At 43.1% G+C, this 17627-nt stretch carries 13 protein-coding genes; 9 read left to right on the forward strand and 4 right to left on the reverse strand.

Annotated features, from left to right (window positions below; translation table 11 throughout):
- Positions 1–191: 191 nt before the first annotated feature.
- Positions 192–497, reverse strand: a complete 306-nt coding sequence (locus tag RH96_RS00890) for a hypothetical protein (RefSeq protein WP_010196130.1) — start codon at positions 495–497, stop codon at positions 192–194.
- A 98-nt stretch (positions 498–595) separates the two neighbouring features.
- A complete protein-coding gene (locus tag RH96_RS00895) occupies positions 596–1150 on the reverse strand; it encodes a hypothetical protein (protein ID WP_010196135.1) in 555 nt (184 codons plus the stop codon).
- 394 nt (positions 1151–1544) lie between these two features.
- Here RH96_RS00895 and dnaQ point away from each other — a divergent pair, with 394 nt between their 5' ends.
- The 8 genes from dnaQ to RH96_RS00935 all read left to right on the forward strand — a co-directional run bounded on the left by dnaQ (position 1545) and on the right by RH96_RS00935 (position 10284).
- A complete protein-coding gene (gene dnaQ / locus RH96_RS00900) occupies positions 1545–3146 on the forward strand; it encodes a DNA polymerase III subunit epsilon (RefSeq protein WP_010196136.1) in 1602 nt (533 codons plus the stop codon).
- 148 nt (positions 3147–3294) lie between these two features.
- The gene (locus tag RH96_RS00905) at positions 3295–4977 is read left to right on the forward strand and encodes a hypothetical protein (RefSeq protein ID WP_010196139.1); all 1683 of its coding nucleotides are present in this window, start codon (positions 3295–3297) and stop codon (positions 4975–4977) included.
- A 106-nt stretch (positions 4978–5083) separates the two neighbouring features.
- A complete protein-coding gene (nudC, locus tag RH96_RS00910; protein ID WP_010196142.1) occupies positions 5084–6079 on the forward strand; it encodes an NAD(+) diphosphatase in 996 nt (331 codons plus the stop codon).
- Positions 6080–6178: 99 nt separating this feature from the next.
- The gene (locus RH96_RS00915; RefSeq protein WP_010196144.1) at positions 6179–7012 is read left to right on the forward strand and encodes an RnfABCDGE type electron transport complex subunit B; all 834 of its coding nucleotides are present in this window, start codon (positions 6179–6181) and stop codon (positions 7010–7012) included.
- An 84-nt stretch (positions 7013–7096) separates the two neighbouring features.
- Positions 7097–7792: an endonuclease III gene (gene nth, locus RH96_RS00920; RefSeq protein ID WP_010196146.1), complete on the forward strand. Its 696-nt coding sequence runs from the start codon at positions 7097–7099 to the stop codon at positions 7790–7792.
- Between the two features lie 90 nt (positions 7793–7882).
- The gene (locus RH96_RS00925; protein WP_010196150.1) at positions 7883–8479 is read left to right on the forward strand and encodes a DJ-1/PfpI family protein; all 597 of its coding nucleotides are present in this window, start codon (positions 7883–7885) and stop codon (positions 8477–8479) included.
- A gap of 167 nt (positions 8480–8646) precedes the next feature.
- The gene (gene metK / locus RH96_RS00930; RefSeq protein WP_010196152.1) at positions 8647–9813 is read left to right on the forward strand and encodes a methionine adenosyltransferase; all 1167 of its coding nucleotides are present in this window, start codon (positions 8647–8649) and stop codon (positions 9811–9813) included.
- An 84-nt stretch (positions 9814–9897) separates the two neighbouring features.
- On the forward strand, positions 9898–10284 hold the full coding sequence (locus RH96_RS00935) for a DUF3144 domain-containing protein (protein ID WP_010196153.1): 387 nt from the start codon (positions 9898–9900) through the stop codon (positions 10282–10284).
- A gap of 496 nt (positions 10285–10780) precedes the next feature.
- Here RH96_RS00935 and RH96_RS00940 read toward each other — a convergent pair whose 3' ends face one another.
- Positions 10781–11119, reverse strand: a complete 339-nt coding sequence (locus RH96_RS00940; RefSeq protein WP_026037053.1) for a RidA family protein — start codon at positions 11117–11119, stop codon at positions 10781–10783.
- A gap of 59 nt (positions 11120–11178) precedes the next feature.
- Positions 11179–12426: an NAD(P)/FAD-dependent oxidoreductase gene (locus RH96_RS00945; protein ID WP_010196161.1), complete on the reverse strand. Its 1248-nt coding sequence runs from the start codon at positions 12424–12426 to the stop codon at positions 11179–11181.
- Between the two features lie 486 nt (positions 12427–12912).
- On the opposite strand from RH96_RS00945, the gene RH96_RS00950 reads away from it, so the two are divergent.
- On the forward strand, positions 12913–17610 hold the full coding sequence (locus tag RH96_RS00950; RefSeq protein WP_010196164.1) for an AAA domain-containing protein: 4698 nt from the start codon (positions 12913–12915) through the stop codon (positions 17608–17610).
- Positions 17611–17627: the final 17 nt, after the last annotated feature.

The following is a 17627-nucleotide window of genomic DNA, read 5'->3' on the forward strand; positions in this document are numbered from 1 at the left end:
ATTGTATCTAAATGGGCTAAAAATGGCTAAATTTTGTCAAACATCGTCAAATAGCTGATTAATATCACGATATTATTTGCGCTATTTTCCTCGTTTGACTGCAATTTATCTCATTTTTATGACCATTTTTAAAATGAGAACACGCCCTAGATTAACGACATTTTTATCTATTTTACTTTTTCAAAATTTTATCAATCCGGCACATCATAACGGGCTTTTTCGGGATTAAGACCGAATGAATACACAAAGGTCGCAACGAGGCTGTTTATAATGATGAACGGGAAATCGATAGCGGTATGTCCAAGCACGTAGCGACCGATGAGCCATGAGACAATCAGCATAACAATAAAGAACCCGCCCAAATACGCCAAGATAGCTGGATGCTTAAGATTGTAAGGCTGCTCAGGTTCAGGTTTTTTGTTTAATACATAGGTTCTTATCGCCCAACCAGCCGCATAAGAAAATCCACCCAACACCACATAACTAAAAAAATTCATATTACCTGACTCTAATGACTTAACTACTTATGAGAAAAGACTACTTATAAGAATAGACTGCTTATAACAAAAGATTGTTTATAATCGATGACCTATGCTTAGCTGCCTGTACCGACATTATCAATAATAATATTGGCATGCGGATTGGCTAAAATATCAGTATTAACGTCATCACACTCTACGCGATAGATAGTATTGGCACCGCGATAAATATACGACAAATACTCACTGTCCAGTAGCGGATCGATATTGGCATAGACAGGCTTCACATGAGCCAGTACCAGCACTCTATCGGGACGGCCAATGACAGCGTCAACATTATCAGGATCTATAGAGAAAAACGTGGGTATCTCGCTACTTTCGAGCACTTCTAACGGCTCGGCGTCATCCCAGACGCGCCCGCTACTTGCCGGCTCTTTCATTTGCATCATCCATGTGCCACCCTGCTGACTGACTTTTATTTGCGCAGGCTCATCATGACTGACCGTATAGCAGCCTTCAAAGACAGACAGATCTGCTGCCGCTTCAACTACGTCGGTATCGGCTTGGGTGCTAGTATCATTGCAAGCGCTCAACAGTAACGCGCTACTCGCAGTGATACTGACCATCAACAGCGTCAATCTTTTATAAAAAACGTTTGAGCGTAAGGACATAATAGGGTTATCCTGCATTCGTGCATTAAAACTTTTAGGAAGATAAGAAGAAAGCTGTCGTTAATCAGTGCCGTTCGTGAGTTATGAGGAAAAAGTAGCCACTGAAACTGCCCTTTAAATGACTATTCACGCTACTTTAGGATGTTAGTAGTCTGATACTCATGCCGTCAGGGGCTCGTTTCCTTATAACAATTCTGCCTATTTTAACAGAAAACGGAAGGCGTACTATTATGATATGTGGTTTTGCGATTTTGTGCATTACGATTGCCCATATCAACGATAGATTTGTTATACTCAAACGCATTTGAATGATGCGCCACCACTGTTTTGATGGCGCTCGAAAAACCGCTTAATTCTATTCTACGTTAATCACTTATTAGGTCATACATTTTTTATGTCAGACAATCGCACTTCTACGCCACATAGCCATAAAGACCACGCGATTGATCCGTTGGCCGCCAAAACAAATACCACGGTGGCCTACACTGATGGCGCCTGTAAAGGCAATCCGGGTGCTGGTGGTTGGGGCGCACACTTGATATTTAGTGATGGGCACACGCAGGATTTATATGGCGGCACGAAAGAAACCACCAATAATCGCATGGAGTTAATGGGTGCGATACAAGCATTGACCCATAGCCCGCATGAGCACAATCTCGAGATTTGGACAGACTCCAGCTATGTCAAAAAAGGCATTACTGAATGGATTGAAGGCTGGAAAAAACGAGGCTGGAAAACAGCCAGTAAAAAACCCGTTGCCAATCAAGACCTTTGGCAACAATTAGACGCGTTATGCCAACAGCGCGACGTTGACTGGCATTGGGTGAAGGGTCACGCTGGACATGCAGGTAATGAAAAAGCGGACGAGCTGGCAAACTTAGGCGTGACGTCCAGCAGTGAAGGTTTATCGACAAGAGATGCGCAAGAAATGGCTAAAAAAAAAGAGCCAATAATGCCTAATGAATCGCAAAACACCTCTAATCAAAGCGCCTCTAATAATGATGACTGGCTAAAATATGATCCGTTAGGTCTTGATATGGATGACGAGCTTGACGAAGAAGTGCTCGATTATGAGGCCCTCGATGATGAAGCATTCGACAACCCTCTATTAGACGAACAAAGCCATGACAATGCTAGCAAACCAATGAGTACCACAGACATGCCAGAAGCCCAGACGATGACGACTGACACCATAATGAATAATGACAATCCAGATACGCCGACTGATGAGCCAAAATTTGACGGTGACACCAGCCGTGCCAATCCATATTTTAAGCCATTGCTACCCAAGCCAGTAAACCGTCACCAATCTGATCGTCAGCTGATTATGGATACCGAGACCACAGGACTTGATGCCCTAAAAGGCGATCGTATCGTCGAAGTCGGTATCGTTGAGATGGTTGGGCGTAAATTTACCGGTGAAAAGCTACACGTCTATATCAATCCGCAGCGCGGTATGGATGAGGAAGTTATTCGTATTCATGGTATCTCAGAAGCGTTTTTGGCTGATAAACCGACCTTTGATCAAGTTGCTCAGTCCTTGTACGACTTTATGGATGGTGCCGAAATCATCGCTCATAATGCCACCTTTGATATGAACTTCTTAAATATGGAGTTTGCTAAAGTTGGGATGAATGACTTTGCACAACGGGTAAAAGTCACTGACTCGCTAGTCATGGCCAAGCAACAATATCCAGGGCAAAAAAACACCCTAGATGCCCTCGTGCGCCGCTTAGATGTCGGTAAACAAGACCGTACATTCCATGGAGCATTATTGGACTCCGAGATTTTAGCCGAAGTCTATCTGGCGATGACTGGTGGACAAGTCACCCTCGCTATCGAAGAAGACTCTCAAGCAGACGGTGGACAGACAGCGCATGCTCACTTTGCCAATTTGGCCTCTTTATTACTAGCATCACCCACTGATGAGACGGCCAATCAGAGTTGGTATAGCGAGTTAGCCGAAGAATATTCTGAATTAAAAGCCAACATATAGCATGTGATTAAAATAACCTTTTATACTGACATTTGGATACTGTATAGTTTTGATTATCATCATGAGCGTTATCGGTTACTCATAAACGCCTGTTAAATCATCGTCTAAATGATCGCTATTTTCATCAGTACGTTATGGAAAAATAACTATGAACCAGTCTACACAAATGAAATTAACTGCCCCAACGCTTAGTGTTACTGACTTTAACCTGCCATCGCTACATCTGTTGCATGATGAAATTATCGTCACCCTTAAAGACACTGAGATTCATCTGAGCGAATTTAACGATGACAATAGTCAATCTCCTTTATTATTAGACTCTATTACTGTGCTAAAGCAGCTGTCTTGTATTTTTGAATTGATTTCTTTGGTTGGTGCAGAAGTGTTAAATACCGCCATCGTCAATGGCTTACAGCGCCTTTATAACAGTGGTGATAATAACGATACTGCGTTGATTATGGATCTGTCAGAAGCCATCATGACTCTGGATCGTTATGTGGAATTTGTGCTATTGACTGAGTCAGTAGAGCCAACTTTGCTATTACCTATCATTAATAAGCTTAATGCTCATGGACAGCTCGCGCCTATCGAAGCAGACTATTTTGCGACATTTGGTAGTAGCAGTGTCATTATTGCCAACCCTGAAAAAAACTTTCAGCCCTTGCACGAGCTTAACCTCGACAGTGAGCTGCTGACCTATGCCTATCGTAGTGGTCTTGGGATTGCACTGCTCAATCAAGATGGCGTAGTGAGCCAAGATGCTCAACAAAATCTAGATGCCATGAGTGCTGCATGTGCGTTGATAGCCGCTCATAGCAACAGTCTATTCTGGCAAGCCGCTACTGCTGCGGTCACTGATCTTGCGACCATTTTGCCACTTAACCTCAGCCAGAAGCATACGCTCATTTATCTAGAGCAGCAGTTCCAAAGCTATCTACCCATCATGGACACGCGTTTTGCTGATTTAGTCAGTTTTGCTTGTCAGCGCGATAACGAAGCAGCAAAACTGCTGCGTGAACAATATGCGTCCAATCAATTAGAAGGCCCACAGCGCGAGCAAATGAAGCGCTTTTTATTCGGTCCTAATCGTGCGCTAACGGATACGTTGAACGCTATTATTCAAACGCAAATCAATACGATTAAAGAAGATGTCGATAGCTATGCACGCGGTGATTCACTCAATCCTGCTGATATGCAAACAGCACAAATTATCGAGCAGTTGACGGTACTGGGTTCAGCATTACGCTTGTTGGGACTGTCAAATGCGGCGACCAGCCTGAATGCAGCAGCAGATGCAGTAAGCAAATGGCGCACACCCTCACCTGAAGATTTTGATTATCTACTATTGGCATTAATGCATGCTGAAAACGCTACTATCGCCATGGCTGAGATGCATACCCCAGGGGCGATCTACTTGCCACTCAATAACCCCCATATCTCGTTGCATCAGCTCAATACAGCTTATGATACTTTAATACAAGAAAGTCGTACTGCCATTGCTAGTGCCGAGCAAGCGATTAACGATTACTTATCTGAGCCTGAGCGCGATATGCTCAACATTCAAAACATACCTGAAATGCTACGTCAAGTAGCAGGCGCGGTACGCTTTTTACAACTGCTAACACCGGCCAGTATGCTGAGTCAATTGGCCAACTATATACAGCAACGTATCGAAAGTGGCAATCGCATCGATGACAGCACCTTAGCTTATATCGCTGACGTTATTATGGCTGTTGATCATCATTTAGATGGTTTTGAGCACAACCGTCCAGTGAGTAAACAAGCGCTTAATGTCGGTCAAAGAAGCTTAAGCCAATTACTTGCCGCTTAATGATTTTAGCGGTATCTGTGCTGACGAGTGATTTAAAACTTTTATTTTAAACAAGTTCGTATCTCATTTGCTACGTACTTGATTTAGACCGTTTGGAAACCTGCTTATGACTCGCGCTTTTGTATTTAGTGATGATACCTTACTCTGCCATCAAACGATCAATGGCTGGTGGCCATTGCACATCCAACTACCACCGTTCAATATCAGTAAAAATAACAGTGACAGTAACAGTGACAAAGAGCTACAGCCTACCTATCAGATAGGCAACGTAGCACTACTCGAAAGCCTAGCACCAAGTCACTGGCAGTCTGAGGCTAATGATAGTATCAATGATGGTACAGAGAGTTTGGTTGCGACTGAGTCTAATTCTAGAACTACCGAGGACGCTGCCACTTTCACTGCGCAAGCAGCCAATGCCATCACGTATGATTATGCAGTAGCGCATGATATCGCATTGCCTATTATTGCAGAGGGCAGCGGGAACGCTTTTGTGCCGTATCGACAGCTTATCACGCAGTTACCTGCCGCCTTATCAGCTCAGATTAGCCAAGCCATACAGCTGTTACGCTGGCAGACAGATACGCAGTTTTGTAGTCGCTGCGCATCCCCAGTCGTTCATGCCACAGCAGATGAGCGCGCCATGGTCTGTCCAGTATGCCGATTACGCCAATACCCCCGTGTCCAGCCTTGCGTCATCACGGCTATCACTCGACCGAACCCTCAAACCGGTGAAATGCAAATTCTGCTCGCCCATCATCACCGCTATGGAGAACAAAAGCGCCCCCTAATGTACGGCTTGATTGCAGGTTTTGTAGAAGTGGGTGAAAGTCTAGAGCATGCGGTAGTGCGAGAAGTAGCAGAAGAGGTGAATATTAGCCTATCAGATATTCGCTATGTCAGCAGTCAGCCATGGCCATTTCCTTCTAATTTAATGCTTGGCTTTCGCGCTTCTTATGCGGCTGGCGATATTGTAATACAAGAAGATGAGCTGTCACACGCCGATTTTTTTGACCTCTCTAATCTGCCCAAAATACCGTTTAAGGGCAGCATTGCCTACGAGCTGATCGCCCAGATTGCCCATGAACAAGGCATCGCACTATAGTAGATTGGTTATCTACTATAATACAAGCGCCTCACTTTAATGTCTCTATCCATGTTAATAACGCCAGTCTTGATGACCGATGTTAAGGTTTTTAATTAAATGCAAAGCAGTAGTAATATTCGTCTAATCAATCTACCCATACTGTTCGATACCTTGAATATCGAAACATTGCCTGCTGATATGCAAGCAAAAATTGCCCTTATTGATGCCTGTCTGCCGCAGACGCAGTGCGGTCTGTGTGAACATCCAGACGGTTGCCTGCCTTATGCTACCGCTATTGTAGTAGATAACGAGCCGTATAATAAATGTGTGCCGGGCGGTCAACCTGTTACCGATGCTATTGCGCAAATCGTGACTCTTGACAGTGATGAAACAACCTTCAAAGCCGCGCCATCTCAGTGGCCGATAGACGCCACATCGACGCGACCGACCGAGGTACGCGCCGTCATCCGTGAAGATGACTGTATCGGCTGTACTAAATGTATACCCGCCTGCCCCGTCGATGCTATCGTTGGTACTGGCAAGCACATGCACACTATCTTTACGGACTTGTGCACGGGCTGTGAGCTTTGTATCGCACCTTGCCCAGTTGATTGCATTGATTTGGTCACGATTGAGCGCGAGCTGTCTATCTCTGAGCGCGAGGCAGAACAAGAAGACTTAAGGCAGCGCTATCATACTCATCTTAGACGCGTCACCGAGCAGCTTGCTGATAGCAGCAATAGTAGACCGGTGGTCAGCATGGTAGAAGCAAAGCTGAATAATGCCGCCAGTCAATCGCTGAATATCAGCGAAGCACAAGCAAAAAACACCATTGCAGCAGCCAAGCTACGCAGTAAAATCAAAAAGCTAGAAAAACAATTAAGTGCTCGTCCAAATGAGAGCAAACAAACGGATCTTGACGCATTGCAAGCCGAACTTGCGCAGCTATGACCATTTTATAAATACGTGCGTTATATAGTGGCTTCACGTTAAAAATGTTCAACAGACCCTAGACTAATTAATGGTAAAAATACCATGAGTAAAACCGTCAAGCACAAAACTGCCGATACCCCACCATCGCGGCGCATGCCCAATCGTGACGTCCGTCCATTCTTTGAAAAGTTGGCAGCGACGATTGATGAGCCAGTGACGGAATTACATTATAAAAGTAATTTTGAGCTATTGATTGCAGTCATCTTATCTGCGCAAGCGACGGATGTGAGTGTCAATATTGCCACCCAGAAATTATATCCAGTGGCGAATACCCCTGAAGCAATCTTGGCATTGGGTGAAGAGGGTTTAAAGTCCTATATAAAAAATATTGGCTTATATAATGCCAAAGCTAAAAACGTCATTAAAACCTGCCAAGATTTGATTGAGAAGTTTGATAGTACCGTCCCTGATAATCGTAAGGACTTAGAATCGCTCGCTGGCGTTGGACGCAAAACCGCCAATGTGGTCTTAAATACTGCTTTTGGGCAGCCAACTATGGCAGTCGATACGCATATCTTTCGCGTGGGCAATCGTACTGGCCTTGCCACGGGCAAAAACGTGTTAATCGTTGAAAAAAAGCTGGTCGAACGTATCCCAGACGACTTTATCGTAGATGCGCATCATTATCTGATTTTGCATGGCCGCTATACCTGCCAAGCTCGTACACCCAAATGCGGTGCTTGTCCTGTCTATGACGAATGTATGTTTAAGGACAAAGCCAAGTTTTTGGAATTGTAGTTTTAAGGATTATAGTTTTAAGGACTGTAGCTTTCAGAATTACAGCTTTCAGAATTACAAGCACTCTTTATTTAGAATTGAGGAAGCCCAATGCATACGCTAACCGCCCTACTATTTGACGATTTTGAGACCTTGGATCTGTTTGGACCTATCGAGATGTTTGGCTGCTTGCCTGAGCATTATCGTCTGCAATTTGCCTCGCTGAGTGGTGGTATCATTCACAGTAAACATGGCGTTGCGATGCAAACGGTCGCTGTCACAGAATTGGCGTATCAGACTGATATTGTATTGATGGTTGGCGGAATGGGTACTCGCCAGCAGATCAATCATAGACCGTTTTTGCAGGCGCTTACCACACTGGTTGAACACGCTGATTGGGCGCTTAGCGTTTGTACGGGTAGTGCATTATTGGCTAAAGCTGGTGTTTTGGATGGTAAGCGTGCAACGTCTAATAAGCTCTCATGGCAATGGGTAATAACGCAGTCTGATAAAGTTGATTGGGTAGAGCAAGCGCGCTGGGTCATCGATGGCAAGTTTTATACTTCTTCAGGGGTTAGTGCTGGCATGGATATGGCGCTTGGCTTTATCGCTGACAGACATGACATAGAGACGGCTCGTCAGATCGCTAACTATACTGAATATCGCTGGCAAGAAAATAGCGATATTGATGACTTTTACCATGGTTAATCCAATCCATGCCCAGTTACTTCATAATACTATCCATCGCTAGAGTTTTAACTCGATTCACGGTAAAATGTCATAATTTTTTGATTCAATTTTGCCTTATTTTTCCGTTAACATTTAATCCTGACTGAGTTTATAGATTACAGTCCTTGCCATTAAGCGATCCAACTATGCGTGAATACAACTTATTTACCTCAGAATCTGTGAGCGAAGGCCATCCTGATAAAATGGCTGACCAAATCTCAGATGCTATTCTTGATGCCATCTTACGTGAAGATCTCCATGCCCGCGTTGCCTGCGAAACCTTGGTTAAAACAGGTGCCGTGATATTGGCTGGTGAAGTGACCACAACGGCAAATATCGACGTCGAACGTATCGTGCGTGATACTGTCAACGGTATCGGTTATCATCATTCTGACTTGGGTTTTGATGGCGAGACGTGTGCGGTTATTAACATGCTGGGTAAGCAATCTCCAGAAATTGCCCAAGGTGTCGATCGTAGCGATCCTGAAGAGCAAGGTGCAGGCGATCAAGGCTTGATGTTTGGCTACGCCAGCAACGAGACTGAAGTATTGATGCCAGCCGCTATTGAATATGCTCATCGCTTGATGGAGCGTCAGTCTGAGCTACGCCGCGCTGGCGATCTGCCATGGTTGCGTCCCGATGCCAAGGCGCAAGTTACCCTAAAATATGATGGCACTCGTCCCGTTGCTATCGATGCTGTCGTCCTATCGACCCAGCATGATCCCAGTATCTCGCAAGCAGATTTGCAAGAAGCGATTATGGAATCTATCATCAAGCAAGTATTGCCAGCAGACCTACTGCATGCTGGCACACGCTACCACATCAATCCCACGGGCAAATTTGTCATTGGTGGGCCGGTTGGTGACGCTGGATTGACGGGTCGTAAAATCATCGTTGATACTTATGGCGGCATGGCACGTCATGGCGGCGGTGCCTTTAGTGGCAAAGACCCTTCAAAAGTAGATCGCAGCGCTGCTTATGCTGTGCGTTATGTTGCCAAAAACATCGTCGCTGCTGGGCTGGCTGACCGCTGTGAAGTGCAAGTGAGCTATGCCATTGGGGTCGCTGAACCGACATCTATCTCGGTCAACACCTTTGGTACCAGCAACATCAGCCATGACGAGATCATTCGCCTGATTCGTACCCATTTTGATCTGCGCCCTTATGGCATTACCCGTATGCTGAACTTATTGCAACCTATGTATCAGCAGACTGCGACGTTTGGGCATTTTGGTCGTCCTGGCTCTGAAACTGCCTTTACGTGGGAAAAAACGGACAAAGCTGAAATCTTAAAAGCAGACGCAGGCTTGTAAAAATACCACGTTATGTCCCTTAGTCTCTTACAAACAGACCGTCTCTATAAATCCAAAATTACCGATACTTATTAGGAATCGCTTATGTCTCAAGACAATATTCAAGACAGCAACACTCAAGACAGCAACATTCAAGACAACAATGTTGATGCTAGCGTTGAAATCACCCCTGAAATGCAGGCGTTTTATCAACGTGCCGATGCCATCATTGGTATCGCCAACAGTCAGTTGGGTTCTGATGCTCATTCAGGTCAAGTAGGCGCGTCTTTGTTGTATGCTGCCGCACGTTATAGCGCGTCAGTTGCTTCTATTGGCTTTGTAAAGGGTGATGATTTTGCCAAAGAAAAAGACGATATCGTTGAGTTCTACGTCAAACAGTATCGCCAAATGCTAAGCGACAACTTAACCGATTATGCACAAAACTTTGATAAATACGTACAATTGAACCAAGATGATAAAGTCGCTAAATAAGTCTTTTTAAACACTTAAAGCATAGCAATTATGCTTTATGGCAGGCTTAAAGATCATTAGACATTAAACCCAAGCCTAATTGTAGGCTTGGGTTTTTTATTAACCCTGAATAGTTAAGCATGCAGTCCATTCAATTTAAAAGAAATACAAGGCGACCGAGTGTAGATGTAATTACTTCAAGCGAGGTTAATACTATCACTCTTTTATATAGTCAAAATACCCCAAAAACGCTGCGATACTGCTGATATTAATTTTTTGTAGCTTCTGCCTGCACAGGCACAGCAAGCAAGCAAGCAAGCAAGCAAAAAAATTGATATCAGCATTGCGTGATGTATCGATATTACTTTTCACTGACTATAGTGGATTGACTATAGTCTTGGATGCTGGTTATCGACCATAGCATTAAAGCCTGTGCATATATTGAGCACAACATAAAAAAGGACATGATATCGCTATCATGTCCTTTTCGTTTAATACAAATATTACGTTCAGTCTACTACTCAGCAGCGATAGCGATCATCTCAACTAATAGCTCAGGACGTGCTAGTGCTGACTCGCCACAAGCACGGGCTGGAGGCTGAATGCCTTCAAACCATTTATCATAGACTTCATTCATAGCAGCAAAATCTGCCATGTCTTTGATCCAAACCGTCACTGATAGTAATTTTGATTTATCGCTACCGACTTCTTCTAGCAGCGTTTGGATCTTTTCTAAACACGTCAAAGTTTGTGCTTTGATATCGTCTTCTGTATTGCCCACTTGACCACATAAATATACGGTCTGGTTGTGGACGACAATTCTGCTCATGCGTTGAGTGCTGTGTAGTTTTTTGATCATTTTATATCCCTTCAAATTATTGATTTAAGTCTGTGCTAAATCTATCAAATGCACTTTTATTTCGAAAAACGCTGGGCGCTAAATGGCGCAACATCTACCAATAATGGCTTGTCATGAATCATCTCTTCAACGAGACGCCCTGTCATAGGCCCTAAAGTAAAACCTTGATGACTGTGACCAAACGCAAACCATAATTTGTCATGCTTATCCGCAGGACCAATAACTGGCTTCATATCTGGCATACAAGGACGTGATCCTGCCCAAGCTTCAGATTCTACCGCGTCTTCTAATGGTAAGATTTTGCGAGCTAGCTTCAATACGGTTTTTAATTGGCCAAAATTCTTTGGCGCATCCATAGTGGTCATCTCAGCACCAGTCGTGATACGGATACCTTGCTGCATTGGACCCATCACAAAGCCTTTGTCCATATCGAACATGCTGTGATTGATGGTGTTTTTTTCCGTCACTTTGAAATGCTGATGATAACCACGCATTGGGAACAATGGCAGATTATAACCAAGCGGTTTAATCAAGTCGTTCGACCAAGGACCCGCGGCGATGACCAATTTATCACTATAATACGTATCGTTATCAGTGATAACTTTCCAACCTTCGCCGTCTTGTACGATTTCTTTGACATCGCTTTCTTTGATCGTGCCGCCCATCTCTTGGAAATTTTTCGCATACGCTTTGACCAGCGAGCTTGGGTTCGATACTTGCCAAGAGTTTTTCCAATGAATCGCCCCAACGAAACCTTCAAAATTGGCGCTAGGTTCCATTGCTTTTAGCTCTTCAAGGTTTAGGACATTATGTTCAACACCTTGGTTGCGAGCATCAATGGCTGACGCTTGTGCTTCTTTAAACGTCTCTTCAGAACGATGCAACTGTAACCAGCCATCACGCGTGATAAGCTCGTCAGCACCAGATGCTGAAATCATTGTCTGATGCTCACTGGTACAATGCGCGATCAGCGTCTGCCACTCTGATTCGATTTGTTTGACAGTCGCAGGTACAGAATATTTCCAGTACTGTAATAGCGCTTGATGGTAACGCAGAATCGCTGGTATGCGATAGCGAATGTCAGTACCTTGGTTCGGTAATACTCTGATCATTTCAGTCAATTGACGAGGAAAAGGATGGGTATGAATGGCTTCACGCTGAATCAATCCAGCATTACCATACGAGGTCTCTGAACCTGGTAATTTCTTATCTAACATCAGTACTTGTGAACTATTTTTTTGTAGATGCCACGCAACTGAGGTGCCAACCATACCTGCACCGATAACGATCACTTCATAGCGCATAACCTATCCTTTTCTTAGGGTGTTAATACAGAGTATCAAATATGAGGGTCTAACAGAATTAGGTGGTAATAGTAACGCATTAGAACAAATTTTAAACCCTTATCTGACGGACTTTTTTGTTATCTAATACTTTTAGTTATATATTCGCTAGATAAGTATTTTTAAATGGAATAATGTGGCAATTAAGTGGTCATTGACGGGTTATACGAAAATATATCTAATGAATTAAGGCATCTTTAAAGTCATGAGTAGCAAGTTGCTTAGAAAGTTTAGTCAGTGGAAATTGCATCTATTATTAATCTATCATTACCACACCGGCTCGTCACTTTCCTTAATCAACTTTAATCAACTTTTTAACTATCTTTTTGGACAACTTTTCTATGAATACCTTCTAAGTAGTGACATTAATTTCTGTGCTATAGTTTGGTCTTTGTGTTTTCAGTGAAGTAATCGCTAATATTTTTGATGATTTGGAAGATTTAATAAATGAGTATTTACGCACAAAGATTGGCCTCTCAAATTGAATTCATTAAACAGTGTGCTTTGATGAAAAAAGCGCCTACTCAAGACTTTACGAAGCACAGTGACTTCACTTGTACAGAAGAGCAAGTATTAAATCTGCCTGGTATCAGCCTAAATATCATAGATGGTAGCTCTGAAGAGGTTTGGCTACGTCTAGAACGTTTACGTGAAAACTCAGCACCTAAACCTAGCAGCTCACTGTTAGCAAATTGGTTAATATTTCCAATAAAATGCGGCGATCAGCCTTTATTGCAAGAAAAAATCAATGTACAAAATTTAATAGACGATGGTGCTATCGCTCATGAAGAAGCATTCACACCATTTGAAGTCGAGGATAACCATCAGGATGAGACATTAGAGTTAGATGAACCATTACAGGCAAATATTTATTTAAGAGATTTTCCTGCAAGGGACGCTGTACGAGATGAATTCAATACGTACCTCAAAGATATTTGGCAACCTTGGCTAGCAAAAGAGAAACTCGTTCGCCAAAGTATTGCTCTGTATTCCAGCCTATTCATGCTGAATCAACAGCTTCAGGGCAATCTCGCTGATGCACAGCTAGAGCTAGTATGGGGTGTTGGTATTGCCCTACGAAAAAGCACTGACAATGAGCAAAGTAGCAAACAAATAAAGTATCCCCTATTGACACAATCTGTTGAAATCACCTTAGATCAGAAAACGATGGCGTTACTCATCAAGCCTACCCTATCTGTGCCTACGCTTGAAACTGAGCCTTTCTCCATGGATGAGAATCAAGGTTTAGCCAAGTTATTGAAAAACAGCAAAGCGTTTTATGATTCAGAGGATGTGTCATTAAGTCCTTTTTTACCAAGTAGCTATGAGCCTATCTTAAAATCAGCCGTTACTTTGCTTGACTCGTCTGGCGTTTATCAGCCAGACCATACTGGTGCAGATGATCGAAAAATACCTAAAGCGAAGAACAACCTAATCGTCACTGATACTTGGGTCATTATGGCGCGTCCTAGAAGCAATAATATATTTTTGCAAGATTTAGACAAGTTCGCTATTCAGCTTGAAAATAGCGATGACCTTCATTTACCAAGTGCGCTTATAGCAATGCTGACCGAGCCTGCTACAGAAAATAAAGAAATCATACTACCCGCTTATCGTGGTTTATCTATGGTCAGCGGCAGTGAAAATTATACAGACATGCCAGCTGAGCTATATTTCCCTAAAGCATTCAATGATGAACAAGTACAAATCATACAGCAGTTGGATGTTCACGATGGTGTGGTCGTTCAAGGCCCACCTGGTACAGGCAAAACCCATACTATTACCAATGTCATTTGTCATTACTTAGCACTTGGCAAGCGGGTACTGGTCACGTCGATGAAAGACCCAGCGCTAAAGGTACTACAAGGACAACTGCCTGAATCTATTCGCCCGCTCGCCGTTAGCCTGCTGACCAGTGAAAACGAAGGTCTAAAGCAGTTTGAACATACCATCAAAAAAATATCGAGCGAAGTATCTAGTATCAATCGCGAGGCCTACAAAAAAGACATCCTCATGTTTGATAATCAAATCGATACCATCCATGCACAGTTGGCCAGCACTGATCATAAAATTACGGCTTGGGCACGGTTAAACCTTGATGATATCACCATCGATAATGAAACTATTAAGCCCATAGATGCCGCGACTGAGGTTGCTCAAAACCGGCAGATTATCGAAAGTTTTCCCGATAAGTTGGGTATAGAAGAGAACTTTAAGCCTCGATTTACTCATGCTGATATCACAGCGCTAAAAGACGCAAGAGTAAACCTCGGCAATGACTTGAGTTATTTTAATAAAAAGATTCCTGCTATTGCAGACATACCGCCTACCAATGTTATAAAGCAACTTCATAAGGATTTAAGTTACCTCAATGAATCGCAAACAGCTGAGCAACAAGGAGAATTGCCAAGCTTAATCAATGACAGTGCTAGCACGCTAGATATTGCTCAGGAAACCACTGCTAATACATCTCGTTTAATTGATTTACTGCAAAAAATTGGAGCGGCTAGTCAGAATTGGACCACAGATATTCAGCAGCATTTAGCTAATGAGACTAAGCAAGATATTATCGGCCATCTCACTATACTAAACGATGAAATCAAAGCGCTTTTTGACGAGAGAACTATTTATTTAACCAAACCTATTACGATGACTGATGATTTTGATAAAAATCCAGAGCTCGTTGACGCGGTGAAAAATTTATCTGAAGGCAAAAAACCATTTGGTCTCGCTGGTATTTTTGGTAAGTCTGCTGAAAAGAAAAGCCTTGAGTCTATTACGATAGTCTCGTCAGCACCATCAAGTACAGAAGACTGGCAATATATATCCAGCTTTATAGCGTTTAGAAAAAAAGCTCAAGCGCTTATCCTTCGCTGGAATGCCTTATCAAATGAGCTGTCCTTACCAATATTTGAAGTGTCGTCTAATAATCTGGCTGCGTTACATTCAGCCGTTCATCTATATGATGAGATCATTGCTAGTAAAAACTTGCAGCACAGTATCAAGCAAGCGTTAAGCACTATATTCATAGATTGGGATGTTATTTCTGCAGCATCGTATGACACGGATATTTTGGCTGAGATTGAAAGTGTTCTTAAACAACATTTAAAGAGACATAATCTGGCTGAAAGTCTCACACTAAAAGAGACATTACTTAATAACCTCGCTGACGGTGAAGGCAATATTAGTGAAAAAATAATCGCCTTTTTCACTCAAAATATTGGTGACCCGCATTTATCTGATGAACAATTACAAACAGACTATCAAGAGCTGTTAAATGAGCTGCAACGCGTGAATAACCTTGCAACAGACTTACAGACAGTCGCTGACGTTACCCAACTCATTGAAGATAACGGTGCACCACTTTGGGCAAAAAAATTACGTTTTGAACTTCATAATAATTCTCAAGACACCTTGGCATCAGATAACTTGCAACCTGACGACTTACTGCCTGATAACTGGCAGCAGATTTGGCGAATTGGTAGACTGACAAGCTTTATCGACAGTATCGATGGTCGCAAGGAGTTAGTTCAACTGGCAAAAACTCGTGGCAATTTAGAAGTAAATCTGGCACGACTCTATCAAGAAGCCATCACCAAAAGAGCATGGCTAAAAGTTGCAGAAAATGCGACACCAAACGTTAGAGCGTCTTTAGAAAAATACCGCTCTGCCATTATGCGTATCGGTAAAGGAACAGGTAAAGGCGCGCATTATTATCGCCGAGAAGCGCGCGAAGCCTCTGCGGGAGCAAGTGCTGCTATCCCGTGTTGGATTATGCCGCATTATCGTATTTCTGAATCCTTGCCAGCAGAGTTTGGCAGTTTTGACTTGGTTATCATCGATGAAGCATCTCAATCTGATTTAACGGCGTTGCCAGCAATCATGAGAGCAAAGAAGGTTTTAATCGTTGGTGACGATAAGCAAGTGTCACCAGAAGGCGTTGGTCTCGATATCGAAAAAATTCGCAATTTGATGGCTCAATACTTGAGTAATCAAGTCCCTGTCTATCGCTCACAGATGTCACCTGATCGTTCAATATATGACTTATTCAAAGTCGTTTTTGCCGATAGCAGCGTCATGCTAAAAGAACATTTCCGTAGTGTGGCACCTATCATTGAATTCTCAAAACGTGAGTTTTACAACCATGAGCTGATACCTTTGCGTAAAGCCAAGCCTTCAGAGCGCTTAGACCCTCCATTGATTGATATTTATATCACCGATGGCTATCGGTTAAAAGGCTCTGATATTAACCCGTCAGAAGTCAGATTTATTGTCGATGAAATCAAGTTCATCGTTTCTGACCCAGTCTACAAAGGTAAAACCATCGGTGTTGTCTCATTGCTAGGTAATAAGCAAGCGCATAGCATTATGGAGATACTCAACAAAGAACTAGATGAGGCGGTAATGACTGCTTTCGATATTGCTTGCGGTGATGCCCGAACCTTTCAAGGTAAAGAGCGCGATATCATGTTTTTGTCATTGGTAGTAGTACCCGGAGCGGCTCATGCACAAACGAGAGACACTTTCGCCCAGCGTATGAATGTCGCTGCTTCAAGAGCGCGCGATAGAATGTATTTAGTACGTAGTATTGAGCTAGACGAGCTTAGCCAAGCTGACCATTATCGAGCAGAACTCATCAAACACTTTCAAGGACCATTCATGCAAGACGAAGAAGAAGTCTCTGATTTGCGTCAAAAATGTGAGTCTCCCTTTGAAACGGAAGTCTTTGATCTTCTGGTGGAGAGAGGCTATCGAGTGGTTCCACAGGTTAAAGCAGGTGCCTACCGAATCGATATGGTAGTCGAAGGTGAAAACGACAACAGCCTAGCCATTGAATGTGACGGTGATAGATATCATGGGCCTGACAAATGGGACAGCGATATGCAACGTCAGCGTATTTTGGAGCGTGCTGGCTGGAAATTCTGGCGCTGCTTTGCGTCCACATTTGTCACTCGTAAAAAAGAAGTTATCCAAGGTTTATTAGCAGAATTGGAACGTTTAGAGATTTATCCAATCACTATCGACACAGCATATAGCAGCCCGTATGTTGAATCTAGAGTCGTCACGACTGTTGATGCACCACAGATCGATATTGAAGCTAACATTGATGCCAATATAGATAGTGAAACGGAGACTGACGCTTAAATATATAAGAGTCGGTC

The organism is Psychrobacter sp. PAMC 21119 (assembly GCF_000247495.1).
Lineage (GTDB): Bacteria > Pseudomonadota > Gammaproteobacteria > Pseudomonadales > Moraxellaceae > Psychrobacter > Psychrobacter glaciei.